Here is a 25,753-nt window from a genome sequence, read left to right as displayed (position 1 = left end):
GCTCCGACGGGGCCAGGAGTGCGTCAGCGGAACCCGCACGTAGCTCCGAGGCGACCGGGAGCGTTCCAGTGCACCCCCGGCGCGGTTCCGACGGGGACGGGTGTGTGCCGGGGCGCTCCCCGGGGGGCGCCGAATGCACTGCCGCCGCACTTTCCGACCCCTCGTCACATTCGGCGCCCGAGGAGACGCCCCGGCGCGCGCCCGGCCCCGGCGGAACCGCCACCACCGCGGCGAAGCCCGAGCCGCGCAACCGCAACCGCACCCGCCGGCCCGCCCTCTTCACCCTCGCCCTCGTCACCACCCTCGCCCTCCTCGCCCTGCTCTCCGCAGGAGTCGGCGCCTACGACATCCCCCTCGCGGACGTCCTCGCCTCCGTCCAGCACCACCTCGGCCTCGGCGGAGCCCCCCTCGACCGGGTCGGCGAGAGCGTGCTGTGGAACGTCCGCCTCCCCCGCGTCGTGCTCGCCCTGCTCGTCGGCGCCAGCCTCGGCTGCGCGGGCGCGCTCATGCAGGGCGTCTTCGGCAACCCCCTCGCCGAGCCCGGCGTCATCGGCATCTCGGCCGGCGCCGCCGTCGGCGCGGTCGCCGCCATCGGCCTCGGCCTCAGCTTCTTCGGCAACTGGACCATCACCGTCTGCGCGTTCGTCGCCGGCCTGATCACCGTCAGCTCGGTCTACCTCCTCTCCCGCAACGGCGGGAAGACGGAGGTCGTCACCCTCATCCTCACCGGCATCGCCGTCAACGCCTTCGCCGGCGCCCTCATCGGCCTGTTCGTCTTCTTCGCGGACAGCGGCCAGGTCAACCAGATCACCTTCTGGCAGCTCGGCTCCCTCGCCCAGGCCACCTGGCCCAAGGTCCTCGCCGTCCTGCCCTGCGCCGTCGCCGGCCTGCTGATCGCCCCCTTCCACTCCCGCCGCCTCGACCTCCTCGCCCTCGGCGAACGCCCGGCCCGCCACCTCGGCATCGACGTCGAACGGCTGCGCCTCTCCCTCATCCTGGTCGTCGCGCTGCTCACCGCCGCCGCCGTCGCCGTGGCCGGCGTCATCACCTTCATCGGCCTGCTCGTCCCGCACCTGCTGCGCATGGCCAACGGCCCCGGCCACCGCTTCCTGGTCCCCGGCAGCGCCCTCGCCGGCGCCGTCGTCCTGGTCGCGGGCGACCTGGCCGCCCGTACCCTCGCCCAGCCCGCCGAGCTGCCGCTCGGTGTACTGACCGCCCTGCTCGGCAGCCCGTTCTTCTTCTGGTTGCTGCGCCGCACCCGCCGCAAGCAAGGAGGCTGGGCGTGACCGACAGGCCGACCGGGCCGCTGACCCGGCTGCTCACCCGCTCGCGCAGGACCGTCCCCGCCCGCCCCGCCCGGGGCGACGCGGTCGCCGAGGCCGTGGACCTGCACCTGCGGCTCGGTCAGCGCGAGGTCCTCGCCGGGATCGACCTGACCGCCCGGGCCGGCGAGGTGCTGGCCCTGGTCGGCCCGAACGGCGCGGGCAAGTCCACGCTGCTGGGCGCGCTCGCCGCCGACCTGCCCGCCGCCTCCGGGGTGATCCGGATCGACGGCCGTCCGGTGGGCGACTGGAGCGCCCCGGATCTCGCACTGCGCCGCTCCGTACTTCCCCAGTCGGCCGCGCTCTCCTTCCCCTTCCCGGTGGAGGACGTCGTACGGATGGGCCGCGCGCCCTGGGCCGGCACCCCCTTCGCCGAGGCCGACGAGGAGGCGGTGGCCGTCGCCATGGCCGCCACCGAGATCACGGACTTCGCCGCGCGCCCCTTCTCCGCCCTCTCCGGCGGTGAGCGGGCCCGGGTCGCGCTGGCCCGCGTACTGGCCCAGCGGGCCCCTCTGCTGCTGCTCGACGAACCCACCGCCGCCCTCGACCTGCGCCACCAGGAGCTCGTACTGCGCATCTGCCGGGAGCGGGCCGCGGCCGGGGACGCGGTCGTCGTCGTCCTGCACGACCTGGGGCTGGCCGCCGCCTACGCGGACCGGGCCGCCGTCCTGCACGACGGGCGGATCGCCGCGGACGGCCCGCCCGCCGAGGTGTTCGAGGGCGAGCTGCTGAGCCGGGTCTACCGGCAGCCGGTGGAGGTGCTCCCGCACCCGCGCACCGGGGCCCCGCTGGTGATTCCCGTCCGGACTTGACCTCCGCTTGACTGTGCCATGGGACTGCCGTGGAAGTCCCGTGACAGGGCCGTGTCCAGGACCCAAACGTATGAGCTGAATCACGGTACGCGGGGGTATGGGTGAGGTAAGCCTCGGTTAAGTTAGGTCCGCCTCATCGGCCTCTCCCTCCTCGGGGCGGCCCCTAACGTCCGACGCCAGGAGCCCCCTATGCGCCCCGCTCGCCTCACCGTCATCGCCGCGGCCTCCGTGGCGGCCGCACTGACCGCCGTCACCGGCTGCTCCCAGAAGAGCGACGCGGGCGGCGGCGACGCGGTCAAGGTGGCGGCGTCCGACAGCGCCTGCGAGGTGTCGAAGACGGAGTTCCCGTCCGGCAAGGTGCAGATCGACGTCGAGAACAAGGGCTCCAAGGTCACCGAGGTCTACGTCCTCTTCCCGGACGCCCGCATCGTGACCGAGCGCGAGAACATCGGCCCCGGCACCAAGGCCTCCATTACCGCCGAGATCAAGGCGGGCGACTACGAGATCGTCTGCAAGCCCGGCATGAAGGGCGACGGCATCAAGCAGAAGGTCAAGGTCACCGGCAAGGGTGCCGCCGAGGAGAAGCGCAGCCCCGAGGCGGACGCCGCCGTCGCCGCGTACCGCGCCTACGTGGTCCAGCAGGCCGAGGAGACCCTCCCCAAGGCGCAGGCCTTCGCGGACGCGGTGAAGGCCGGTGACATCGAGGGCGCGAAGAAGCTCTACGCCGGCTCGCGCATCGGCTGGGAGCGCACCGAGCCGGTCGCCGAGTCCTTCGGCGACATCGACCCGAAGGTCGACGTCCGCGAGGACGGCCTGGAGGCCGGCCAGGACCTGGAGAAGGACTGGACCGGCTGGCACCGCCTGGAGAAGGCCCTGTGGGCCGACAACAAGATCGGCGACCGGGAGAAGCAGCTCGCCGACACCCTGATCACGGACCTCACCGACTGGCAGAAGAAGGTCGGCCAGGCGGAGATCACCCCGACCTCGATCGCCAACGGCGCCAAGGAGCTCCTCGACGAGGTCGCCACCGGCAAGGTCACCGGTGAGGAGGAGCGCTACTCGCGCACCGACCTGGTCGACTTCAAGGCCAACGTCGAGGGTGCGCAGAAGGCGTACGAGCTGCTCAAGCCGATCGCCACGAAGAGCGACCCGGAGCTGGTCAAGCAGCTCGACACCCAGTTCGCGGCCCTGAACACCCTTCTGGACAAGTACCGCGCCGACCAGACCACCTACGAGTTCACCTCGTACGACAAGGTCGGCGAGCCGGAGCGCAAGGAGCTCTCGGACGGCGTGAACGCGCTCGCCGAGCCGCTCTCCAAGCTCGCCGCCGCGGTCACCAAGTGACCGGCAGATACGGAAGCAGGCGGGATACCACGATGAGCGAGTCGGAGTCGGCGGCGCAGCCGCAGCCGCAGCCGGACCAGCAGGCGGTCGACGAGTCCTCGACCGCGCCCTCACGACGCGCGGTGCTGGGTTGGGGTGGGGCCGGGTTCGCGCTCGGCGCCGCCGCGGCCGGCGGTGCGGTGACGGCCTTCGGCGGCGGCTCGGACATGGTCTCGGCCGCCGCGACCGGGGGCGCCGTGCCGTTCCACGGCGAGCACCAGGCCGGTATCGCGAGCGCCGTGCAGGACCGCCTGCACTTCGCGGCCTTCGACGTGAAGACGAAGGACCGCGAGGAACTGATCAAGCTCCTCAAGGAGTGGACGGTGGCGGCCCGGCTGATGACGGCCGGTCTGCCGGTCGGTGAGGGCGGCTTCGGCGGCCTCCCGGAGGCCCCGCCGGACGACACGGGCGAGGCGCTGGGCCTGAAGGCCTCCCGGCTCACCCTGACCTTCGGCTTCGGTCCGGGCCTGTTCGCCAAGGGCCGGTTCGGGCTGGAGGGCAAGCGCCCCGAGGCGCTGGTGGACCTGGAGCTGTTCCCCGGCGACAACCTGGACCCGGCCCGCTCCGGCGGCGACCTCTGCGTCCAGGCATGCGCCGACGACCCGCAGGTCGCCGTGCACGCGATCCGCCAGCTGGCCCGCATCGGCTTCGGCCGCACCGCCATGCGCTGGTCGCAGCTCGGCTTCGGCAAGACCTCGTCGACCACCCCCGACGAGCAGACCCCGCGCAACATGATGGGCTTCAAGGACGGCACCCGGAACATCTCCGGCACCGACAAGGCCGCCCTGGACAAGCACGTGTGGGTCGGCGCGGGCGACGGCAGCGACTGGCTGACCGGCGGCTCGTACCTGGTGGCGCGCCGGATCCGGATGAACATCGAGACCTGGGACCGCACCCCGCTCCAGGAGCAGGAGGACATCTTCGGCCGCGACAAGGGCGAGGGTGCCCCGGTCGGCAAGTCCCGGGAGCGCGACGAGCCGTTCCTGAAGGCGATGAAGCCGGAGGCGCACGTGCGCCTCGCGCACCCGGACACCAACAACGGGGCGACCATCCTGCGCCGCGGCTACTCCTTCACGGACGGCACGGACGGTCTGGGCCGCCTCGACGCGGGCCTGTTCTTCCTCGCCTACCAGCGCGACGTCCGCAAGGGCTTCATCCCGATCCAGCGCAACCTGGCGAAGTCCGACGTCCTCAACGAATACATCCAGCACGTGGGTTCGGCCGTCTTCGCCGTCCCGCCGGGCGTCCGTGACAAGGACGACTGGTGGGGCCGGACGCTGTTCGCGTAGTCCCCGCCGGAGAGGAACCACCGCCGTGTTCGGCAACTATCTGATCGGCCTGCGCGAGGGGCTGGAGGCCAGCCTGGTCGTCTGCATCCTCGTCGCGTACCTGGTGAAGACCGAGCGCCGGGACGCCCTGCGTCCCGTGTGGCTGGGCATCGCGATCGCCTGCGCGCTCTCCCTCGCCTTCGGCGCGATGCTCGAATTCGGCACCCAGGAGCTGACCTTCGAGGCGCAGGAGCTGCTCGGCGGCACCCTGTCGATCATCTCCGTGGGCCTGGTGACGTGGATGGTCTTCTGGATGAAGCGCACCGCGCGGCATCTGAAGGCCGATCTGCACGGCAGGCTCGACACGGCGCTGGCCATGGGCACCGGGGCGCTGGTCGCCACCGCCTTCCTGGCCGTCGGCCGGGAGGGCCTGGAGACGGCCCTGTTCGTGTGGGCGTCGGTACGGGCCAGTGGCGAGGGTTCCTCGGCGCCGCTGATCGGTGTGCTGCTGGGCATCGCCACGGCGATCCTGCTGGGGTACCTCTTCTACCGGGGCACGCTGAAGATCAATCTGGCGAAGTTCTTCCGGTGGACCGGCGCCATGCTGGTGATCGTGGCCGCGGGCGTGCTCGCGTACGGGGTGCACGACCTCCAGGAGGCCCGCTTCCTGGGCGGCCTGGGCGACAAGGCCTTCGACATCAGCGAGACGATCCCGCCGGACAGCTGGTACGGGACCCTGCTCAAGGGCGTCTTCAACTTCCAGCCCGACCCGACCGTCCTCCAGCTCACGGTGTGGCTGCTGTACCTGGTCCCCGTGCTGACGCTGTTCCTCGTCGACCGCGGCCGCCCGGCGGCCGCGCCGAAGGTGCGGCCCGCGGACTCGGACTCCGCGCCCGCCAACTGAGGGCGTGCGGCCGAGCGGCCGCCGCCGGCAGGCTGTGGTGAGGGGCCTTCGGGCCCGTCACCACAGCCTGTCGGTGTTTCCGGGGTGGAGCGGGACGCGGATGCCCGTGAAGGCGGCGCGGTCCCGGCCCGGGTCGTCCGTGAAGAAGGCCGCGAGCACCACCTTGTCGAAGCCGGGGTCGTCGGTGGCCAGGGGATCCTCGGGGGTCCCGCCCACCAGGACCGTGCCGGGCAGCACGTCGAAGCCGGCCGCCTCGTAGAAGGCCGCCAGGGGCCGGTCGCAGCTGAACAGCGCCAGGTCCACGGCCGGGTCCGCCGCCAGCTCGGCGCGGGCCGCCGCCACCAGCCGCGCCCCGCATCCCCGGCCACGCAGCGTGGGCCGGGTCACGACCGCGCTCAGCCCGGCCGCCTGATAGGTCCGCCCCGCGAGCCGGATCTCCTTGAACAGCAGTGCCAGCGAGGCGGCCACGGTGCCGTCCGCGGCCAGCAGGAGCAGGGCCCGCGGGGCCAGGGCCGGGTCGTGCCCGGGCTCGGCCCCCGGCCAGGCCGCGTCCTCCAGCTCCGCGACCTGCCGCGCCAGCCCTGCGGGCAGGTCCGCCTCGGCGCATCCGATCACCCTCACGAATCCAGCCTCTCCAGGGGGTATCTCCCAGCGGTAGCTGGGGGAGTTCGAGGAGCGGGGTCCGGGGCGGAGCCCCGGGACTCCGGGCCGGTGGATTCGCTCACGGGATGCGGACGCCCTCGCCGCCCACCCTGACCCGGGGGTCACCGGCGCGCAGTTCCACCGTGAGCACGCCGGGGCGGCCCATGTCCGCTCCCTGGTGGAGGGTGAGCACGGCGTCCGCCGGGACCAGGCCGCGCTCGCGGGCGTACGCAGCGAAGGCGGCCGCGGCGGCTCCCGTGGCGGGGTCCTCGACCACGCCGCCCACCGGGAAGGGGTCGCGTACGTGGAACTCCGCCGGTCCGGCCCGGTGCACCAGCTGGACCGTGGTGAGGTCCAGGCGCCGCATCAGGGCCTCCAGCCGGGCGAAGTCGTAGTCCAGGTCCGCGAGCCGGGCCCGGGTGCGGGCGCCGAGCACCAGGTGCCGGGCTCCGGCGTAGGCGATGGCGGGCGGGAACGCCGGGTCCAGGTCGGCCGCGGGCCAGTCCAGCGCGGCCAGTGCTTCGGCGAGGTCCGCCGCGCCGATCTCCTCGGTGTGCGGCTCGACGCTGGTGAGCGTGGCCCGCAGCTGCCCGCCCTCGGAGGTGACGGACACCGGTACGGTCCCCGCCCGGGTGGCGAGGAGGAGCTCGCCCGGCCCGATCCGCTCCCCCAGCGCGACGGCCGTGGCGACGGTCGCGTGCCCGCAGAAGGGGACCTCCGCCTTGGGGCTGAAGTAGCGCGCGGTGAAGGACCGGCCCTCCTCACCGCCGAACCCCTCGGGCGGGGCGGTCAGGAAGGCCGTCTCGCTGTAGCCCAGCCCGGCGGCGATCTCCAGCATGGCGCGCTCGTCCAGCCCTGCGGCGTCGAGCACGACCCCGGCGGGGTTGCCGCCGTCCGGGTCGTGGGAGAAGGCGGTGTAGCGCAGCACCTCGGTGTCGGTCATGCCGCCATGATCGTCCGCGTCCCCGCGGCCTGGCAATGCGTTTCGACGGTGGATCCCGCGTGGCTCAGCCGCGGCCGATGTACGGCATCGAGGTCGCCATCACCGTCGCGAACTGCACGTTCGCCTCCAGCGGGAGTTCCGCCATGTGCAGGACCGTACGGGCCACGTCGGCGGCGTCCATCACGGGCTCGACGGCCAGCTGCCCGTTGGCCTGGAGGATGCCGGTCTGCATCCGCTCGGTCATCTCGGTCGCCGCGTTGCCGATGTCGATCTGGCCGCAGGCGATCCGGTACGGCCGCCCGTCCAGCGAAAGGGACTTGGTCAGGCCGGTCATCGCGTGCTTGGTCGCGGTGTAGGCGACGGAGTTCGGGCGGGGCACGTGGGCCGAGATGGAGCCGTTGTTGATGATGCGGCCGCCCTGCGGGTCCTGCCGCTTCATCTGGCGGAAGGCGGCCTGCGCGCACAGGAAGGAGCCGGTGAGGTTGACGTCGACGACCGAGCGCCAGGCCTCGTAGGTGAGGTCCTCCAGCGGTACTCCGCCCGGTCCGAAGGTGCCCGCGTTGTTGAAGAGCAGGTCGAGGCGCCCGTATCGGGCCCGGACCGACTCGAACAGAGCAGTCACCTCGTCCGGGTCGCTGACGTCCGCCCGTACGCACAGCACGTCGGCGTCCTTGCCCGCGGCCCGGGCGGTCTCCTCCAGCGGTTCGGTGCGGCGGCCGGCCACGGCCACGGCCCAGCCCGCGGCGGCCAGGGTCAGCGCCACGGAGCGGCCGATCCCGGAGCCGGCGCCGGTCACCAGGGCGATCTTCTTCGTGCTTTCGTCCATGGGGCCGCAGGGTACGTCACACGGCGCCCCGTTCCCCGGACGTTCCGATTGCTGAGAGCATGGGTCGGTCAGGGGTGCGTAGATCGGATGAGAAGACTGGAGTTCCGCATGTCGGAGAGAGGCCCCGCGACGGCCGCCTCGCACGACTCGTCGCCCGAATCGCCCTCTGCCCCCACCGCCACAGCGCCCCTGACGGCCGCCCGCCGCACGGGCCTTCTGGTCACCTTCGTACTCGGCGGGCTCACCGCCCTCCCCCCGTTGTCCATGGACATGTACCTGCCGGCCCTGCCGCAGGTCACCGATGCCCTGAACAGCCCTGCCGCGACAGTTCAGCTCACCCTCACGGCCTGCCTCGCCGGCATGGCCCTGGGCCAGCTCGTCATCGGCCCGATGAGCGACAAGTGGGGCCGCCGCCGGCCCCTGCTCATCGGCATGGTCGTCTACGTCCTGGCCACCGCGATCTGCGCGCTCGCCCCGACCACCGAGCTGCTGATCTCCTTCCGGCTGCTCCAGGGCCTGGCCGGCGCCGCCGCGATCGTCATCGCCCGGGCCGTCGTACGCGACCTGTACGACGGGGACGAGATGGCGCGCTTCTTCTCCACCCTGATGCTCATATCCGGGGCCGCCCCGATCATCGCCCCGCTCATCGGCGGCCAGGTGCTGCGCTTCGCCGACTGGCGCGGGGTCTTCCTCGTCCTGACCGTCGTCGGCACGGTGCTCACCCTGATGGTCTGGCGCGGCCTCGGCGAGACCCTGCCGCCCGAGCGGCGGCACACCGGCGGTGTCGGCTCCGCCCTGCGGACCATGCGGGGGCTGCTCGGCGACCGCGTCTTCGCCGGCTACACCCTGACCGGCGGCTTCTCCTTCGCCGTGCTCTTCTCCTACATATCCGCCTCGCCGTTCGTGATCCAGGAGATCTACGGGGCCTCGCCCCAGGCCTTCTCCCTGCTGTTCGGGCTCAACTCCGTCGGCCTGATCCTCGTCGGCCAGATCAACGGCAAGCTGCTGGTGGGCCGGGTCCGCCTGGACAAGGTGCTGGCCGTCGGGCTCGCGGTCGTCCTGGCCGCCGCGGTGGCCCTGCTGCTGATGTCGACCGGGGTGTTCGGGGAGGTCGGGCTGACCCCGATCGCCGCCGCCCTGTTCGTCCTGATGTCGGCGATGGGCATGGTGCTGCCGAACACCAACGCCCAGGCCCTGATGCGGACCCCGCACGCGGCCGGATCGGCCTCCGCGCTCCTCGGCACCTCCTCGTTCCTGATCGGCGCGATCGCCTCGCCGCTGGTGGGGATCGCGGGCGAGGACACGGCAGTACCGATGGCGCTGGTCCAGCTGGTGTGCGCCCTCCTCGCCGTGAGCACCTTCCTCGGCCTGTGCCGCCCGTGGCAGAGCCGACCCGCCTCCGCCGACCTGGCCGACCCCGCCGGCGTTTGAGGCGCTCTTCCAGCCCCGCCAGGGGGTACCTCCCAGCGGTAGCTGGGGGAGTTTGAGGCGCGGGGTCCGGGGCGGAGCCCCGGTCCGTGAGCCGCACCGGACCGGCGGCCGCACCCGACCCAGCGGCCCCGCCCGGGACCGGCGGCCCCGCCCCGATCGGCGGCATAAACTTCGCAGGTGAACGTCTCCGCCCCCACCTCCGCCGACACCCTCCGCCGCACGCTCGGCGGGCTGCTCGACGGGCTCCCGCCGAAGCAGGCCACAGCCGCCGTCGAGCGGCTCATCGCCAGCTACCGGGGGCAGACCCCGACCGACGCGCCCGTACTGCGTGACCGCTCCGACGTGGCGGCGTACGCGGCGTACCGGATGCCCGCCACCTTCGAGGCCGTCCGGGCCGCCCTCGACGGGCTGGCCGAGGCCGCGCCCGACTGGGCGCCGGGCTCGCACGTGGACGTGGGCGGCGGCACGGGCGCCGCGACCTGGGCGGTGGACGCCACCTGGGACGGCCCGCGGGAGACCACGGTGCTGGACTGGGCGGAACCGGCCCTGGCCCTCGGCCGGGAACTGGCGGCCGCATCGACCTCCGAGGTGCTGCGCGCGGCCGCGTGGCGGCGGGCCGTCATCGGCTCGGGGCTGAACCTCCCCGAGGCGGACCTGGTGACGGTCTCCTACGTACTCGGCGAACTGACCGTGCCGGCGCGCAAGGCCGTCGTCGCCGAGGCGGCGCGGGCCGGCCAGGCCGTGGTGCTGATCGAGCCGGGCACACCGGAGGGGTACCTGCGCATCCGCGAGGCCCGTGACCAGCTGATCGAGGCCGGGCTGCGGATCGCCGCCCCGTGCCCGCACGACGGGACTTGCCCGATCGAGGTCGGCAAGGACTGGTGCCACTTCTCGGCGCGGGTCAGCAGGTCCTCCCTGCACCGGCAGGTCAAGGGGGGCTCGCTCCCGTACGAGGACGAGAAGTTCAGCTACGTCGCCGCGACCCGCTTCCCGACGGAGCCGGCCGCCTCCCGGATCACGCGGAAGCCGCAGATCCGGAAGGGGCTCGTCCTGCTGGAGCTGTGCGGCCCCGAGGGAACCGGCCTGACCCGGGTCAATGTGACCAAGCGCCACGGCGACCTCTACAAGGCCGCCCGGGACGCCGACTGGGGCCAGGCCTGGCCCCCGGCGCCGTGACGGCTACGGCCGCAGCTCCTGGGTGCAGCACTTCACGCTGCCGCCGCCCTTGAGCAGCTCGCCCAGATCCATCGGGACCGGCTCGAACCCCCGGTCCCGCAGCGGCTCCAGAAGTCCGGTCGCCGCCTGCGGGAGCAGGACGTGCAGGCCGTCGGAGACCGCGTTCAGGCCGAGGGCGGCCGCGTCCCGGCCGTCGGCGATCAGGGCGTCCGGGAAGAGCCGCCTGAGCACGGCCTGACTGCCGGGCGAGAAGGCGTCCGGGTAGTACATGATCTCGTCGCCGTCGAGGACGCTGAGCGCCGTGTCCAGGTGGTAGTAGCGCGGGTCCACCAGGTCGAGGCCGATGACCGGGCGGCCGAAGAACTCCTGGGCCTCGTCGTGCGAGAGCGGACTGGAGCGGAAGCCCCGGCCGGCCAGGATGTAGTTCGCGGTGACCGCGAAGTCCCCCTCGCCCTCGTTGACGTGGGACGGCTCGTGGATGTCCGGGTAGCCGTGGGTACGGAACCAGTCGAGGTGGATCTCGGCCTCGGCGGCCCGTTCCGGGTAGGCGAACCGGGCCCCGAGGACCCGGCCGTCGACGACGAGGGCCCCGTTCGCCGCGAAGACCATGTCGGGCAGCGCGGGGTCCGGTTCGAGGGTCTCGACGATGTGCCCGAGGGAGCGGTAGCGGTCCCTCAGGTCTTCCCACTGGGCCAGTGCGAGGGGCAGGTCCACCGGTTTCGTGGGATCCATCCACGGATTGATGGAGTACGTGACCTTGAAGTGTGCGGGTGGGCACATCAGGTAGCGCCGGGGTGTGGCGTCTCTGCGCAAAGAAGGCTCCTCACGACTTTCACGACTCGGGACGAGTGCTGGAGAGAATCGTCTCTCCTCCACCTGGACAGCACAGTGAACTGATTGGGTGGTTTACGCAAACCTGCGGAAAGACGAGACGTCTCGCTTTGATAGTTTCGCGCCATGCCCAAGACCCCTGACGCCACCCGCCGCAGCGACCGCTCCCGGCGCGCCATCCTCGACGCCGCGCTCGCCCTCGTCGGGGAGGTCGGCTACAACAAGCTGACCATCGAGGCCATCGCCGCCCGCGCGGGCGTCGGCAAGCAGACCATCTACCGCTGGTGGCCGTCGAAGGCCGCCGTCCTCCTCGACGCCTCCCTGGCCCTCGCCGGGGACGCGGAGACGGAGGCCGGGTGGACCGGCTTCCCCGACACCGGGGATCTCGCGGCCGACCTGAAGCACGTACTGCGGGCGACGGTCGACGAGTTCAACGACGAGAAGTACGAGGCCCCCGCGCGCGCCTTGACGGCGGCCGGGGCCACCGACCCCGAGCTCGGCGCCCGCTTCACCGAGAAGCTGCTGGAGCCCCAGCTCGCCCTGTACGAGGCCCGGCTGCACAAGGCCCGGGAGGCCGGCCAGCTCGCGCCGGACACGGACCTGCGGCTGACCGTGGAGATGCTGGTGGGACCGTTGACCTACCGGTGGCTGCTGCGCACCGCACCCCTGACGCACGCTTACACCGACGCGCTCGTGGACCGGGTACTGGGCGGGGTGGCCAACGTCACCGCCCGATAGCGGGCAGGGAATCGAAGATCGGCCGAGAACATTTGGCCTGATTCTATGGATATGTAGGGGTTTTCGGTCGCATATCTCCAACCCCCCGGTCGTCAAGAGCGGTCACCCGGGGCTCAGGATGGTGGGACCATGGGTTGGTCCGCCGGGGATACGGTGAGGTGAGGGGATAGATGGGGTCTGAGTCCGGCCGCGTCAAACGCGGCGAGCAGAGCAGGATTTCCCAGTGGCTGCGCCGGCGGCAGAAACCCACCGCCGAGGACCCCGGAGCGGAGCGCGAGGCGCTCCTCCTGGCCGTCGCCGCCGCGGGCCTGCCGCTCGCCCCCGCCGCCCATCCCGCCGGTTACCGATGTTCGTGCGACCGGATCGGCTGTCCGACGCCCGCACGGCACCCCGTCTCCTTCGCCTGGCAGACCCAGTCGACCACCGACCGCGCACAGGTCGAACGCTGGGCGCGCAACCAGCCCCAGGCCAACTTCATCACCGCGACCGGCATGGTCCACGACGTGCTCGACGTCCCGCTGGAGGCCGGCACCGCCGCCCTCGCCCGACTGCTGGAGGCCGGGATCGAGGTCGGCCCCGTCGCCGAGTCGGGCGGCACCGGCGAACAGGCCCGGATGCTCTTCTTCACCGCCACCCGCGGCACCCCCGAGGACGAGGACGAGTGGTGGCCGTGCGAACTGGACTGCCACCCCGAGACGATGGACGAACACCCGGGCCTGCGCTGGCACTGCCGCGGCAGCTACGTCCTGGTCCCGCCGGCGGCCCTGCCCGGTGACCAGGCGGTGACCTGGATCCGCGGCATGGAGCACACCCTCCCGGACCCGCTCACCCTCCTGGAAACCCTGACGGACGCCTGCGCCGCTTACGCGGGTACCGCGAACCTGACCCCGGCCGCGGTCGCCTGGCCCCTGGGCCACTAGCCCGGGCCCCTGAGGGCTGCCCCAGGCCCCGCCGGGCTCCGCCCGGACCCGCGCCTCAAACTCCCCCGGCTACCGCTGGGAGGTACCCCCTGGCGGGGCTGAAAGATGCAGCCTCCGGCGTTTGAGGCGCGGGGGTGCGGGGGTGCGGGGGCAGGGCCCCCGGTACGGCGCGTCAGTGGTGGATCTGCGTGACCACCACGTCGAGGGACCACGCCTTGCCCGCCTTCGCAGGGGCTTCGGCCTCGACCGTGTACCCCAGGTCCCGCAGGGCCGTGACCAGCTCGGCGGGCGAAGCCGGAGCTGCCCCGGCCAGCAGCAGGTCCCGTACCAGCCGCCCCTTCGTCGCCTTGTTGAAGTGGCTCACCACCGACCGCTTCTCCACCCCGTCCACCGTCTGCGAGTGCAGCACCCGGACGGTCGCGGTCCGACCCGCCACCTCGCCCTTCGGCTTCCACGCGGCACCGTACGCCGCCGACCGCAGGTCCAGCACCAGCCCGTCCCCGGCCGCCTCCGGCATGACCTCCGCCATCGGCCCCCGCCAGTACGCGCCCAGCGCGCCCAGCCCGGGCAGCTTCACCCCCATCGAGCAGCGGTACGAGGGGATCGCATCGGTGACCCGCACCGCACCCCACAGCCCCGAGAAGACGAGCAGCGCGTCCTCGGCAGACGCCCGCGCCGCCGCGGGCAGATCGGCCAGGCCCAGCGCGTCGTAGAGCACGCCCGTGTAGATCTCGCCCGCCGGACGGGCCCCCGCCGTACGCAGTTCCGCGTTCTTGGCGACCTCGCCGCGCAGCCCCTCGCTCAGGCCCAGCACCTCGCGCGCCTTCATCTCGTCCGCCGCGCACAGCTCGACCAGCTCCTCCAGCACCACCGCACGGGTCGGGGCCAGACCGGGCAGCGACAGCGCCTCCGGCTTCAGGGGTGCGCCGGAGCCGCCGGCGGCCTTTCCTTCGGACGGCGGCAGCAGCACGAGCACGATGGTTCTCCTTCAATACGGCACGACGCAGGGGATGCGGCCCCCGAGCCAGGGTAGACGGCCCAGCACCCACCCCACCGCTCGCACGCGGGCCGCAGGCCCGGCACCCGGCACCCGGCACCCGGCAGGCACGTCACGGACCACGGGAACCGGGATCCCGTGCGCACCGGTCGCGGCCTGCCGGCCGCACGGGCCTGTTTGCCGTCCCAAACCCGCATTGGGGCCGGTGGGACGCCCTGGGACGCCCGGTCGTGGCCCCAATCTGTTCTAGGTTCTTCGCAGTTCGTCGTACGAGATCCCGTGGCCGGGACCGCCTCCGCAGCCGGCCGGGCCCCTCTCCCCGCTCGTTCCGGCGTCCCCTTCTCCCGCTCGCCCAGTCAGGAGCCATGCCCTATGTCCCCTCGCCCGAGCCCGTCTTTCACGGACGTGGTCGCCGCCCGGATGTCCCGGCGGAACGTGCTGCTCTCCGGCGCCCTCGCGGTGGCGGCGGCCGGCCTCTCCGCGTCCCCGGCATCCGCCGCGGGCCGGACCGACACCGGTCCGGGCGGGGCGGGCCCGGACACCGCGGAGCTCGGCTTCACCGCGGTACCGGTCAGCGACGCCGACGCGGTCACCCTGCCCGCGGGCTACACGGCACAGACGCTCGCCCCGTGGGGGCAGCCGATACGCGCGGGCGGTCCGGCATGGCGCAAGGACGGCTCCGGCTCCGCCGCCGACCAGGCCCTGCAGATCGGGTCCCACCACAGCGGAATGCACTTCTTCCCGCTGCAGCGCGGCCCGGCCGGCAGCCGCCGCGGAATGCTCGTGATCAACCACGAGTCCGTGGACCCCGCCCTGCTCCACCACGACGCGGGCGCCGGCGCGCCGGCCAGGGACCGGGTCGCCAAGGAGCTCGCCGCCCAGGGCATCAGCGTCGTGGAGGTCGAGCTGACCGGGCGCGGCGGCTGGCGCATCCTCGACTCGCGGCGCAACGCCCGGATCACCGGCACCAGCCCTGTCACCTTCTCCGGGCCGGTCGGGGCGGACCACCCGGACCTGCGGACCGGACGCCCGCCGGCGGGCACGCTGAGCAACAGCGGGTACGGGGTGACGCCCTGGGGCACGTACCTGGCCTGCGAGGAGAACACGAACGCGTGGTTCGGTACGGCCGACCACACCTGGCAGCCGACCCGCACCCAGCGCCGCTACGGCCTCGGTGCGAACGGCCACGGGAGGCGGTGGCACGAGGCGGACCCGCGCTTCGACCTCGCCGCCAACGGCAATGAGCCGCACCGCTTCGGCTGGATCCTGGAGATCGACCCCTTCGCCGCGCAGCGCGCTCCGGTCAAGCGGACCGCTCTCGGCCGCTTCAACCACTCCTCGGCGGCGGTGACCGAATCGGGCGGGCGGGCCGTCGTCTACAGCGGCGACGACCAGGACGGCGGCTACCTCTACAAGTTCGTGGGGGACGGTCCCTGGAAGGCACACCGGTCGAAGGGCCGCAGTCCGCTGGACCACGGCACCCTCCACGTGGCGCGCTTCGGGGAGGACGGCACCGGCCGCTGGCTGCCGCTGTCGCACGGACACGGGCCGCTCACCTCGGCGCTGGGATGGCGGGACCAGGCCGATGTCCTGCTGCGCGCCCGGGAAGCCGCCGACGCCCTCGGTGCCACGCGCCTCGACCGGCCCCAGCAGATCACCGTCAGCCCGAACAGCCAGGACGTGTACTGCGCACTGGCCAACGGCACCGGCGGCCACCACCCCGGCCAGGGCTCCGGCGGCCCCCGTGACACCAACCCGTACGGGCACATCGTCCGCTGGCGGGAGGAAGGCGGTGCCGGCGCACACGACGGCTTCAGCTGGGACGTGGTCGTGCCCGGCGGCGATCAGGCACACGGCGAGGGCGTACTGCCGGAGGCAGGGAAGTTCGGCTCGCCGAAGGGCCTCGCGTTCGACGCCGCCGGACGGCTGTGGATCCAGACCGGGATCTCCAACCACGCGGTGAGCCAGGCGGGCCACGAGGGCCTCGGCAACAACGCGGTGCTGGTCGTCGCACCGCGCGGCGAGGTCCGGCGCTTCCTGACCGCGCCGCGGGGCGCGGAGGTCACCGCGGCCGTGCTCACCCCGGACATGCGGACGATGTTCGTCAGCATCCAGCACCCCGGAGAACGCACGGCGGCCTGGGGGGAGCCCACGCCGGAGAACCCGCGGGCCGTCAGCGACTGGCCCGACCGCGACCCGGCGGGCCGTCCCCGCTCGGCCACGGTCGTCGTCCGCCGTACGGACGGCGGCGTCATCGGCGCGCGCTGAGCGCCGCCGCCCTCACCCTCACCCTCACGCACGGCAATACGTTCACGGAGGACGTTGTGGTCACGATCATCAGTCGAAGCGAATGGGGAGCCAGGTCCCCCTTCAAGCCGCAGAGGCTGTCCTGGAAGCCCTGGCAAGGCGGGGTGGTCATCCATCATCACGGCGCCGGCCGCTGGCCCGTGGACGAGCACGACAGGTGCTACGCCGATATGCGGCTCGTCCAGCAGACGGCGATGTATCCCTGGCCGTTCATCCAGGAGCAATACCACGACATCCCCTACAGCTTCATCGTCTGCCAGCACGGCGGCATCTTCGAGGGCACGGGCACCCAGGTGCGGTCGGAGGCGAACGGCACGCAGACCGTGGGCGCCAATCAGGACTACTACTCCGTCATGGGGCTGATCGAGAGCGAGGACCAGCCCTCGCGGGCCATGCTCGACTCCATCCGCGAGCTGATCGCCCATCTGCGGGAGAACCACTCGGCGGGCCCCATCATCCGCGGTCACCGGGACGTCTTCGACACCGAGTGCCCCGGGAACCTCTATCCGCACATACAGGAGTTCTACCCGGTCCTGGGGCCCGGCGAGCCGGATCCCACTCCCCCCAAGCCCGCCCGGCCCCTCTTCCTCTACTCCCGCAGCCAGTGGGGCGCCCGGCCGCCGCGTGAGGTGACCCGGGTCGATCCCGGCAGCCGCACCGGATTCACCGTCCACTACTCCGCGGGGCCGGCCAGCCAGACGGTCCGCCAGATCCAGAACTACCACATGGACTCCAACGGCTGGTCGGACGTCGGTTACAACTTCCTCGTCGACGTCGAAGGGCGGATCTACGAGGGCCGCGGCTGGGACGTGGCCGGCGCCCACGCGACCGGACACAACACCACCCACATCGGGGTCTGCTTCATCGGAGAGGACGGCGACGCGACGCCCCGCGCGCTGTCGGCCATCCGCGCCCTCTACAACGAGGCGAACTCCCGGACCGGCCGAACCCTGGCGATGACGTGGCACGGCGGACTCTCCGGCCAGTCCACGCAGTGCCCGGGGCCCGGCCTGCGCGCCTGGGTCCAGGGCGGAATGAACGCGTCCACGCTGCCGGTCCACACCGGTACGGGCGACCTCGGCGGCAACTCCAGCGGCGGCACGGGCGGCGGCATGACGTCGGTCCGGACCATCGCGGCGCAGCAGGAGGCCGTCAACCAGCTCGGCTACAGCCCGGCACTGGAGGCCGACGGCATCTGGGGCCCGAAGACCGACGCCGGCGTGCGCTGGCTCCAGCAGAAGGTCGGGGCAGGCGCCGACGGCCTGTGGGGACCGGCCACCGAAGCCGCGTACTCGGCTTACACGGGCGGCCCCGGCACGGGCTCGGGCTCGGGCTCGGGCTCGGGCGGCGGGGGCATGACCTCCGTACGCTCGGTCAAGCAGCAGCAGCAGGCCGTCAACGCGCTCGGCTACAGCCCGGCACTGGAGGCCGACGGCATCTGGGGCCCGAAGACCGACGCCGGCGTGCGCTGGCTCCAGCAGAAGGTCGGAGCAGGCGCCGACGGCCTGTGGGGACCGGCCACCGAAGCCGCGTACAACGGCTATCTCGACAACGGCGCGATGCTCACCGTCGACGGCCAGTGGGGGCCGGCCACCATCCGCGCCACGCAGAAGGTCATCGGCGTCACCGTCGACGGCCAGTGGGGTCCGAACTCCGTACGGGGCCTCCAGCGCCACCTGAACACCTGGAGCGACGCGGGGCTGGTGGTGGACGGGGCCGCGGGTCCCGCGACGTACAAGGCGCTGCAGACCCACCTCAACAAGATGACCGGGGCCGGTCTGGCCGTGGACGGCGCCTGGGGTCCGGCCACCGTGCGAGCGCTCCAGACCGCCCTGAACCGGGGGCAGTTCTAGCCCATGACCGCATGCGGGCGGGGGGTGGTGCGCGGGGGGCACCACCGCCCGCTCCATGCACGCCGGGCAGGCCCCCGCCGGGGGGCGGAGGCCATCTTCCCCGCGGAACTCGGGCTCGTCGCCAAGGGGGCCGCAACCGGCCGCCGCGCCGCTCGCCGCGCCGTCCGGGCCGGGCACACCTAGTGCTGTGACCGGAAAGGTCCACCGGGTCGCGACGCCCGGCACGGCACCTCGCCGCGTTGTCGGACCACGGAAGTACGTCCAGTACGGCCCGCGGCCCTCCGCCTTGCGATGCACCGCACCGGACGCCGCGACCCGGCAAACCTTTCCGGTCGCAGCACTAGGCTCGACGCATGCCACGCCGTCAGATGCACATGACCGGCGCAGACGGGGCTGATCTGCGGGCCGCGCTGCGTGAACTGCGGACCAAGCTGGAGGTGCCCGGGGCCTTCCCGGCGGCGGTCCTCGCCGAGGCCGAGCACGCGGCGGCGCACCCCCTCCTCCCGGACCTGGACAGCACGGACATCCCCTTCTTCACGATCGACCCGCCGGCCTCCGTCGACCTCGACCAGGCCATGCACCTGGCGAAGCGCTCCGGCGGCGGATACCGCGTCCACTACGCCATCGCCGACGTCGCCGCCTTCGTCACGCCCGGCGGCGCGCTCGACGCCGAGGCCCACCGCCGCGTGACCACCCTCTACTTCCCCGACGGGAAGGTCCCGCTGCACCCGGCCGTCCTCTCGGAGGGCGCGGCCAGCCTGCTGCCCGACCAGATCCGCCCGGCCCTGGTGTGGCGCTTCGACCTGGACCCCGACGGCCGGGTCGAGACCGTCGACGTCCGCCGCGCGCTGATCCGCAGCCGCGCCCGACTCGACTACGACGGCGTCCAGAAGGCCATCGACACCGGAACGGCGGAGGAGCCGCTCGCCCTCCTGAAGGACGTCGGCCGGCTCCGCGAGGCCCTGGAGCAGGCGCGCGGCGGCATCTCCCTCAACGTGCCCGAGCAGGAGGTCGTCGAGCGCGACGGCACGTACTCCCTGGCCTACCGCGCTCCACTGCCCGCCGACGGCTGGAACGCCCAGATCTCCCTGATGACCGGCATGGCCGCGGCCGATCTGATGCTGGCCACCGGCACGGGCATCCTGCGTACGCTGCCCAGCGCCCCCGACGGCGCGGTCGGCAGGCTCCGGCGGACGGCGAAGGCCCTGCGGATCGACTGGCCGCACCACGTGCCGTACGCCGAACTCGTGCGCTCCCTCGACCCGCACCGCCCCGCCCACGCCGCCTTCCTCCAGGAGTGCACGGCGCTGCTGCGCGGCGCGGGCTACACGGTCTTCACCGGCGGCGAGAGCCCCGACCCGGCGATCCATTCCGCGGTGGCGGCCCCGTACACGCACTGCACCGCGCCGCTGCGCCGCCTCGTCGACCGGTACGCCGGCGAGCTGTGCGTCGCGGCGGTGGCCGGGACCGAACCGCCGCCGTGGGTGGTGGCGGCCCTTCCCGCGCTCCCGGACGAGATGGCGGAGGGCAGCCGGCTGGCGAACACGGTGGAGCGGGAGTCCGTGGACCTGGTCGAGGCCGCCGTGCTGAAGGACCGGGTCGGGGAGACCTTCGAGGCCACGGTCATCGACGTCAAGGACCAGGAGCCGCTGGTGGGCACGGTCCACCTGGAGGACCCGGCGGTGGTCGGCCACGTCCGCTCCACCACGCTCGGCCTGCCCCTGGGCGAACGGATCCGGGTCCGGCTGGCGGAGGCAGACCCGGGCACGTCGAAGATCCTCTTCGCGCCCGTCTAGGAAGCGGGCTGTCGGCGCAGGGCGGTGACCAGGGCGCGGGGGTCGTCGGCGTGGAAGCGGACGGTCCGGGCCTCGCCCGTGGCGCCGAGCGGCCGGGTGAAGGGGAGCGGCCGGTTCAGTTCCAGGGTGACGGTGGTCTGGCTGCCGACGACGAGGTCGAGCACCCCGTCCTCGGACAGCGTGACCAGCCGGCCCTCGGGATAGCGCCGGTCCACGCGTACCGAGGCCACCGCGTCCGCCGGTACGGCCAGGTCGAACAGGGCCCCGTAGCGGATCCGCAGGGACCCGTCGGGGCGGACCACGTGCGGCCGGGTGACGCACGCGGTGTGCAGTGCGAGGACGAGCAGGATTCCGTACACGTCCAGCACCAGCACCACCCGGTGCACCGTCGGCCAGGGGATGAGCAGGGCCAGGCCGACCGTCTCGATCACCGACACGAAGAGCATCCCGTACATCATGGCCGTCTGCGGTCCGGTGTACGCGGCGGCGAGGTCCCCGGGGCGCACCCCGTGCTTCCCGCGCACGGCCCACCGGCCGAGGGAGGCGGTGGCGCGCAGCTCGTGCAGCACCAGTCGCCGCACCTGCACCGGGACCACGGCCCGGACCGCCGCCCTCCCGGCGGCCCGCCGGCCGGCGCCGCGGGCGCGCTCGGCGGCGTAGAGGCCGTGCAGCACCCAGGCCTCCAGCAGCAGCACGCAGGCGAGGAGCGCCTCGGTGGCGGCGAGCGCCCACCCGGGCAGGCGCACCCCGGCCGCCAGGCACACCACGAGCGCCAGCTCCGCCGGGACGACGGCGGTGACGGCGGTCCGCGCCGCCCGTATGCGGGTCATCCCCGCCCCCTCTCGATGAACGCCTCCATGACGAGGCGGACGACTTCGGCCTGCGCGGGCGCGTACTCGGCGAGCAGCGCCTCCTTGAACCCGGTCACGACCACCCCGTCGGTGGGGATCGCGGTGAACACCTCGTCGGGGACGGCCGCCACCAGCTCCGCCGCCAGGGGCGGGATCCGCGGGTCGTCCACGGGCGCGTCGGCGAGCTCGTCGAGGCGCACGTACAGCGCGAGCACGGCGGGATCGGTGGCCAGCGGCCCGAGCGCGGCGTAGATCTCCTGGCCGCCCGCGCCCGTCGCGTCGAGGAGGGTCAGGTGTTCGCGGTCCTTGGCGGCCGCCGGCGAGTCGGTCCGCGGCGCCTTCGCCAGCAGCGCGGCGAGCCCGGGCGAGAGCGGCTCGGCCTCCCCCGGCCCGGCGGCGAGCAGCACGGCGAGCCGGCGCCGCCGCTCCTGGATCTCGGCCTCCTGGCGTGCGAGGTCGGCGTCGAGTTCCGTGAGGACGTCGGCGAGTTCGCGCCCGGCGTCGTCCGCGAGGACGTCCCGCACCTCGTCGAGGCTGAGCCCGAGCTCGGTGAGCCGGCGTACACGGGCCAGCAGGACGGCGTCACGGAGGCTGTAGGCCCGGTAGCCGTTGGGGCGCCGCTCCGGTTCCGGGAGCAGCCCGACATGGTGGTAGTGCCGGATCGCCCGGGTGGTGAGCCCGACGACCGCGGCGATCTCTCCGATCCGCATGCCCCCAGTAGAAACCCTGCCGCTGCGTCAAGGTCAAGCGAGGTCGGGCGAGGCCGTCGCCCCGGGTAACATGGTCGCCACGGCAGACGAGTCGGCCGGGCGGCCGCGTCGGGATCCTCGGATCCCGCCGAGGAACGTCCGGGCTCCACAGGGCAGGGTGGTGGGTAACGCCCACCCGGGGTGACCCGCGGGACAGTGCCACAGAAAAGAGACCGCCAGGGGCTTCGGCCCTCGGTAAGGGTGAAACGGTGGTGTAAGAGACCACCAGCGCCTGAGGTGACTCAGGCGGCTAGGTAAACCCCACCCGGAGCAAGGTCAAGAGGATCCGTCCCCGGACGGGTCTGCGCGAACGCTTGAGGGCTGCCCGCCCGAGTTCGCGGGTAGACCGCACGAGGCCGGTGGCAACACCGGTCCTAGATGGATGGCCGTCTCCCCGGCGACCGCGAGGTCACCGGGCGACAGAACCCGGCGTACAGGCCGGCTCGTCTGCCTTTTCCACTCCCGTTCGGGGCGGCTGGATCTTCCCGCGCGGCCCCGCTCGGCGGCGGCCCGGCCCGGGCTTTCCCGGCGAGCGCGAACGTCGGCCCCGCCCACCGGATCCGGGCCGTCGGCGCCAACACCTATCGGCGGTCCGGCCGATGCGGGACGCTCAGCCACATGACCGATCACCCTGCCCGTGCGGCCGCGGCCGCCGCGCACATACGCGAACTCGCCGAAGCGACCACCGACCCCCGCAATGCCTACGCGAGCCCCGCCGAGATCACTGCCGTGACCGGGAACCTGCGCGAACTCGCCCACCAACTCGACGACGCTCTGCGCCATCTGGAGGTACACATCGGACGGCGTGACGACGGCGACTGGGCCGCACCGGACGGAGAACGGCCCCGCCCGAACGCGCGGCAGGCGCGCGGCGCCGTCCTGTCCGCCCAAGCCCAGGCACGGAACATGGTCCGCGCCCTCGACCGGGCGTTGGAGAACCTCGGCCACTCCAAGCCCGCGCCCTGACCCGGACGCGGGTGACGGTCCTCCCCCGCCGGCGGGCTGCCGTCGGCGGGGGCCTTGCATCGGCGGGGTCTACCGCAGGTGCGAGGTGTCGTTCAGGAGGCGGACCGAGGCGTTGCCGTCGGCGTAGTAGGCCACGGCCGAGAGGGAGGCCGCCGAGAGCTCCATGCGGAACAGGGCTTCCGGCGGGGCGCCCAGGGCCAGGCGGACCAGGATCTTGACCGGGGTCACATGGGTGACCAGCAGGACCGTGCGGCCCGCATGCGCGGACAGCAGGCGGTCGCGGGTGGCCGAGATCCGGCGGGTGGCGGACATGAAGCTCTCACCGCCGCCCGTGGGGGCCGCCTTCGGGGATTCCAGCCAGGCCTGGAGGTCGTCGGGGAAGCGCTGCTGCACCTCGGCGAAGGTCAGACCCTCCCATGCCCCGAAGTCCACCTCGCGCAGGCCCTCTTCGACCGTCACGGTGAGGCCGAGGCGGTCCGCGACCGCCTGGGCGGTCTCACGGCAGCGGCGCAGCGGGGAGCTGATGACCGTCTGGATGGTGCCGCGGGCGGCGAGCGCCTCGGCCACGGCGGCGGCCTGCCGGCGGCCGGCCGGGGACAGTTCGGGGTCGCTGCCGCCACTGCCCGAGAAGCGCTTCTGCGGGGTGAGGGCGGTCTCGCCGTGCCGCAGCAGCACGAAGGTGGCCGGCGCCCCCATGTCCGGGCCCCAGCCGTGACTGCCCGCGGCGACCGCCGGGGCATCGGCGTCGAGGCAGGGCTCGATCGCGTCCGCCAGGGCCTCGGCGTCGGCGAACAGCGTGTCGGCGAGCTCCTGGGCCGACGTGGCCGCGGCTCCGGAGGCGGAGACCAGGGCCGCGCGGACGGCCGCGGCCCCCTTCGTCGCGTCCCCCGGCGGGCCCACCGGCGCCGGCGGGGTGGCCAGGGCGCGCGCCGCGCCGTGGTCGAGGGCGGCCGTGGACGCCGACGGCTCCCACTGCTTGCCGCGCTTGCCCGCGTCCATCGCCTCGTTCGCGAGCCGGTCCGCGTGCTTGTTCTGCTCCCGCGGGATCCACTCGTACGTCACCTGGGCGCGCGGCAGGATCCGCGCGGCCTCGGCCGCGAGCGGCTTCATGTCCGGGTGCTTGATCTTCCAGCGGCCCGACATCTGCTCGACGACCAGCTTCGAGTCCATCCGGACCAGGACCTGCGCGTCGGAGGCGAGCTCACGGGCCGCCGCGAGCCCGGCGATCAGGCCCTTGTACTCGGCCACGTTGTTCGTCGCGATGCCGATGTACTCGGCACGCTCCGCCAGCGTCTCGCCCGTCGCCGGGTCGAGCACCACCGCGCCGTAGCCGGCCGGCCCCGGGTTGCCCCGGGACCCGCCGTCCGCCTCCACGACAAACTGCGGCATCAGATGCCCGAGTCGGCCGTACGGACCAGGATGCGGCCGCAGTTCTCGTGACGGACGACCTGGTCGCGGGCCGCGGCCTTGATCTCGTTGACCTCGGCCATGTCGAGCTCCAGCCGGCAGCCCTCGCAGCGGCGCTGGTAGAGGCGCGCGGCGCCGACCCCGCCCTGCTTGACGCGGATCTTCTCGTACAGCGCCATCAGGTCGGCGGGCATGGACGCGACGATGACCTCGCGGTCCTTGGTCACCTTCGCGACCTCGGCGTCGATCTCGGAGGTCGCCGCGTCACGGCGCGCGGTGGCGTCCGCGGCCTTGGCCTCCAGGGCCGAGACGCGCTCGGTCAGCCCGGTGACGCGCTCCTGCGCACCCTCCAGACGCTCCATGACCTCCAGGACCACGTCCTCCAGGTCGCCCTGGCGCTTGGCGAGGGAGACGACCTCGCTCTGCAGGTTCGCCAGGTCCCGGGCCGAGATGCCCACGCCCGAGTCGAGCCGCTGCTGGTCGCGGACGGCGCGCTGGCGCACCTGGTCCACGTCCTGCTCCGCCTTGGTCTGCTCGCGCGCGGTGTCGCTCGCCTGGGTCTGGGCGGCGACGAGCAGGTCGCGCTGCTGCGCCAGGTCCTTGGTGAGCGAGTCGAGCTCGGCGTGCTCGGGCAGCGACTTGCGCTTGTGGGCGAGCTGAGACAGCCGGACGTCCAGCGCCTGGACGTCGAGAAGTCGGATCTGGTCGGCGGGCTCGGCGTTCAGTTGGGGGCTCCAGAGATAGAAGGGGGTGTGACGGACGGCGCGTGGGCCGTCCAAGGGTCGGTGACCGTGCGCGAGACGTGGGTACGCAGACCCCAGCCGTGGCGCTCGGAGATCGCGTCGAGCTGGGCTGCGGCCTGCTCGCACCAGGGCCACTCGGTGGACCAGTGGGCGGCGTCGACGAGGGCGAGCGGGCGGCTCGTCTCGCGGGCCTCGGACGCCGGGTGGTGGCGCAGGTCGGCGGTCAGGAAGACGTCCACACCGGCGGCGCGGACCTGCTCGAAGAGGCTGTCGCCGGAGCCGCCGCTGACGGCGACGCGATGGACCGGCGCGTCCGGGTCGCCGGCCACGCGGATGCCCTGGGCGGTCGGCGGCAGCCAGGCCGCGGCGCGGGCGGCGAACTCGCGCAGGGTCTCGGGGTGGTCCAGTTCGCAGATCCGGCCGAGGCCCCGGCGGCCTTCCGGGTCGCTCGGGTCGGGCACCAGCGGGCCGGTGATCCGCAGGCCGAGGGCGCCGGCGAGGGCGTCGGAGACGCCCGGGTCGGCGGTGTCGGCGTTGGTGTGGGCGACGTGCAGCGCGATGTCGTTCTTGATCAGCGTGTGCACGACGCGGCCCTTGAAGGTGCCGGCCTCGACGGTGGTGGTGCCCCGCAGGTAGAGGGGGTGGTGGGTGATGATCAGGTCGGCGCCCAGCTTGACCGCCTCGTCGGCGATCTCCTGGACGGGGTCCACGGCGAACAGGACCCGGGTGACCTCGGCGTCCGGGTCGCCGCAGACGGTTCCGACGGCATCCCACTGCTCGGCCCGCGAGGGGGGCCAGAGAGCGTCCAGCGCGGCGATGACTTCAGAGAGACGGGGCACGGGCCAAGGCTACCGTCCGGGGCGACCGTCCCGGTCAGGCCAGCCCTGC

At 73.3% G+C, this 25,753-nt stretch carries 23 protein-coding genes and 1 other RNA gene; 14 read left to right on the top strand and 10 right to left on the bottom strand.

All coding sequences use genetic code 11. The annotated features are described in order from the left end of the window. Positions 1 to 104 precede the first annotated feature (104 nt). The 5 genes from ACZ4YL_RS28195 to efeU all read left to right on the top strand — a co-directional run bounded on the left by ACZ4YL_RS28195 (position 105) and on the right by efeU (position 5,689). Positions 105 to 1,286: a FecCD family ABC transporter permease gene (locus tag ACZ4YL_RS28195; protein ID WP_468120383.1), complete on the top strand. Its 1,182-nt coding sequence runs from the start codon at positions 105 to 107 to the stop codon at positions 1,284 to 1,286. Between the two features lie 29 nt (positions 1,287 to 1,315). Then, the gene (locus tag ACZ4YL_RS28190) at positions 1,316 to 2,134 is read left to right on the top strand and encodes a heme ABC transporter ATP-binding protein (protein ID WP_468120605.1); all 819 of its coding nucleotides are present in this window, start codon (positions 1,316 to 1,318) and stop codon (positions 2,132 to 2,134) included. 189 nt (positions 2,135 to 2,323) lie between these two features. Continuing rightward, positions 2,324 to 3,478, top strand: coding sequence for an iron uptake system protein EfeO (gene efeO / locus ACZ4YL_RS28185; RefSeq protein WP_468120382.1), 1,155 nt, complete (start codon positions 2,324 to 2,326; stop codon positions 3,476 to 3,478). A 32-nt stretch (positions 3,479 to 3,510) separates the two neighbouring features. Further along, positions 3,511 to 4,806 carry an iron uptake transporter deferrochelatase/peroxidase subunit gene (gene efeB / locus ACZ4YL_RS28180; protein WP_468120380.1) on the top strand — a complete coding sequence of 432 codons (1,296 nt, stop codon included), beginning with the start codon at positions 3,511 to 3,513 and terminating at the stop codon, positions 4,804 to 4,806. A gap of 25 nt (positions 4,807 to 4,831) precedes the next feature. Further along, positions 4,832 to 5,689, top strand: coding sequence for an iron uptake transporter permease EfeU (gene efeU / locus ACZ4YL_RS28175; RefSeq protein WP_468120378.1), 858 nt, complete (start codon positions 4,832 to 4,834; stop codon positions 5,687 to 5,689). Between the two features lie 57 nt (positions 5,690 to 5,746). Here efeU and ACZ4YL_RS28170 read toward each other — a convergent pair whose 3' ends face one another. The 3 genes from ACZ4YL_RS28170 to ACZ4YL_RS28160 all read right to left on the bottom strand — a co-directional run bounded on the left by ACZ4YL_RS28170 (position 5,747) and on the right by ACZ4YL_RS28160 (position 8,100). Next, entirely contained in the window at positions 5,747 to 6,310 is a 564-nt protein-coding gene (locus ACZ4YL_RS28170) for a GNAT family N-acetyltransferase (protein WP_468120377.1), read from the bottom strand. Between the two features lie 100 nt (positions 6,311 to 6,410). Further along, positions 6,411 to 7,274 carry a PhzF family phenazine biosynthesis protein gene (locus ACZ4YL_RS28165; protein WP_468120375.1) on the bottom strand — a complete coding sequence of 288 codons (864 nt, stop codon included), beginning with the start codon at positions 7,272 to 7,274 and terminating at the stop codon, positions 6,411 to 6,413. 64 nt (positions 7,275 to 7,338) lie between these two features. Further along, positions 7,339 to 8,100 carry an SDR family oxidoreductase gene (locus ACZ4YL_RS28160; RefSeq protein WP_468120373.1) on the bottom strand — a complete coding sequence of 254 codons (762 nt, stop codon included), beginning with the start codon at positions 8,098 to 8,100 and terminating at the stop codon, positions 7,339 to 7,341. Between the two features lie 108 nt (positions 8,101 to 8,208). Between ACZ4YL_RS28160 and ACZ4YL_RS28155 the strand changes: the two genes are divergently transcribed. Continuing rightward, positions 8,209 to 9,531 (top strand): Bcr/CflA family multidrug efflux MFS transporter, encoded by a 1,323-nt coding sequence (locus ACZ4YL_RS28155; protein ID WP_468120372.1) that lies wholly within the window; start codon positions 8,209 to 8,211, stop codon positions 9,529 to 9,531. A 177-nt stretch (positions 9,532 to 9,708) separates the two neighbouring features. Continuing rightward, positions 9,709 to 10,707, top strand: coding sequence for a small ribosomal subunit Rsm22 family protein (locus tag ACZ4YL_RS28150; protein ID WP_468120370.1), 999 nt, complete (start codon positions 9,709 to 9,711; stop codon positions 10,705 to 10,707). 3 nt (positions 10,708 to 10,710) lie between these two features. Here ACZ4YL_RS28150 and ddaH read toward each other — a convergent pair whose 3' ends face one another. After that, positions 10,711 to 11,583 carry a dimethylargininase gene (gene ddaH, locus ACZ4YL_RS28145; RefSeq protein WP_468120369.1) on the bottom strand — a complete coding sequence of 291 codons (873 nt, stop codon included), beginning with the start codon at positions 11,581 to 11,583 and terminating at the stop codon, positions 10,711 to 10,713. A gap of 81 nt (positions 11,584 to 11,664) precedes the next feature. Here ddaH and ACZ4YL_RS28140 point away from each other — a divergent pair, with 81 nt between their 5' ends. Both ACZ4YL_RS28140 and ACZ4YL_RS28135 read left to right on the top strand, forming a co-directional pair. Beyond that, positions 11,665 to 12,276: a TetR/AcrR family transcriptional regulator gene (locus tag ACZ4YL_RS28140; RefSeq protein WP_468120367.1), complete on the top strand. Its 612-nt coding sequence runs from the start codon at positions 11,665 to 11,667 to the stop codon at positions 12,274 to 12,276. Between the two features lie 170 nt (positions 12,277 to 12,446). Beyond that, on the top strand, positions 12,447 to 13,196 hold the full coding sequence (locus tag ACZ4YL_RS28135) for a bifunctional DNA primase/polymerase (RefSeq protein ID WP_033226659.1): 750 nt from the start codon (positions 12,447 to 12,449) through the stop codon (positions 13,194 to 13,196). 172 nt (positions 13,197 to 13,368) lie between these two features. On the opposite strand, the gene yaaA is transcribed toward ACZ4YL_RS28135, so the two are convergent. Beyond that, positions 13,369 to 14,172 carry a peroxide stress protein YaaA gene (gene yaaA, locus ACZ4YL_RS28130; protein ID WP_468120365.1) on the bottom strand — a complete coding sequence of 268 codons (804 nt, stop codon included), beginning with the start codon at positions 14,170 to 14,172 and terminating at the stop codon, positions 13,369 to 13,371. A gap of 393 nt (positions 14,173 to 14,565) precedes the next feature. Here yaaA and ACZ4YL_RS28125 point away from each other — a divergent pair, with 393 nt between their 5' ends. The 3 genes from ACZ4YL_RS28125 to ACZ4YL_RS28115 all read left to right on the top strand — a co-directional run bounded on the left by ACZ4YL_RS28125 (position 14,566) and on the right by ACZ4YL_RS28115 (position 20,149). After that, positions 14,566 to 16,461 carry a PhoX family protein gene (locus tag ACZ4YL_RS28125; RefSeq protein WP_468120363.1) on the top strand — a complete coding sequence of 632 codons (1,896 nt, stop codon included), beginning with the start codon at positions 14,566 to 14,568 and terminating at the stop codon, positions 16,459 to 16,461. 56 nt (positions 16,462 to 16,517) lie between these two features. Continuing rightward, a complete protein-coding gene (locus tag ACZ4YL_RS28120) occupies positions 16,518 to 18,353 on the top strand; it encodes a peptidoglycan recognition protein family protein (protein ID WP_468120361.1) in 1,836 nt (611 codons plus the stop codon). 353 nt (positions 18,354 to 18,706) lie between these two features. After that, positions 18,707 to 20,149 carry an RNB domain-containing ribonuclease gene (locus ACZ4YL_RS28115; RefSeq protein ID WP_468120359.1) on the top strand — a complete coding sequence of 481 codons (1,443 nt, stop codon included), beginning with the start codon at positions 18,707 to 18,709 and terminating at the stop codon, positions 20,147 to 20,149. Here the strand turns inward: ACZ4YL_RS28115 and ACZ4YL_RS28110 are convergent. Then, positions 20,146 to 20,979, bottom strand: a complete 834-nt coding sequence (locus ACZ4YL_RS28110; protein WP_468120358.1) for a hypothetical protein — start codon at positions 20,977 to 20,979, stop codon at positions 20,146 to 20,148. The two genes, ACZ4YL_RS28115 and ACZ4YL_RS28110, sit on opposite strands and share 4 nt — an antisense overlap. Beyond that, positions 20,976 to 21,710, bottom strand: coding sequence for a MerR family transcriptional regulator (locus tag ACZ4YL_RS28105; RefSeq protein WP_468120356.1), 735 nt, complete (start codon positions 21,708 to 21,710; stop codon positions 20,976 to 20,978). The genes ACZ4YL_RS28110 and ACZ4YL_RS28105 overlap by 4 nt, the downstream gene beginning before the upstream one ends. A gap of 87 nt (positions 21,711 to 21,797) precedes the next feature. Between ACZ4YL_RS28105 and rnpB the strand changes: the two genes are divergently transcribed. After that, an RNA gene (gene rnpB, locus ACZ4YL_RS28100) (RNase P RNA component class A) lies at positions 21,798 to 22,199 on the top strand. Positions 22,200 to 22,367: 168 nt separating this feature from the next. Beyond that, entirely contained in the window at positions 22,368 to 22,715 is a 348-nt protein-coding gene (locus ACZ4YL_RS28095; protein WP_468120354.1) for a hypothetical protein, read from the top strand. Between the two features lie 69 nt (positions 22,716 to 22,784). On the opposite strand, the gene ACZ4YL_RS28090 is transcribed toward ACZ4YL_RS28095, so the two are convergent. The 3 genes from ACZ4YL_RS28090 to ACZ4YL_RS28080 are packed head-to-tail and all read right to left on the bottom strand — an operon-like array spanning position 22,785 to position 25,704. Further along, positions 22,785 to 24,104 carry a bifunctional RNase H/acid phosphatase gene (locus ACZ4YL_RS28090; RefSeq protein ID WP_468120353.1) on the bottom strand — a complete coding sequence of 440 codons (1,320 nt, stop codon included), beginning with the start codon at positions 24,102 to 24,104 and terminating at the stop codon, positions 22,785 to 22,787. Continuing rightward, entirely contained in the window at positions 24,104 to 24,847 is a 744-nt protein-coding gene (locus tag ACZ4YL_RS28085; RefSeq protein ID WP_314251300.1) for a zinc ribbon domain-containing protein, read from the bottom strand. The genes ACZ4YL_RS28090 and ACZ4YL_RS28085 overlap by 1 nt, the downstream gene beginning before the upstream one ends. Then, positions 24,844 to 25,704, bottom strand: a complete 861-nt coding sequence (locus ACZ4YL_RS28080; RefSeq protein ID WP_468120351.1) for a Nif3-like dinuclear metal center hexameric protein — start codon at positions 25,702 to 25,704, stop codon at positions 24,844 to 24,846. Before ACZ4YL_RS28080 ends, ACZ4YL_RS28085 begins: the two co-directional genes overlap by 4 nt. Between the last annotated feature and the right edge of the window lie 49 nt (positions 25,705 to 25,753).

The organism is Streptomyces sp. NPDC030021 (genome assembly GCF_055574035.1).
Note: the sequence above shows the minus strand (reverse complement) of the source record. Positions and strands in the feature narration are given on the sequence as shown.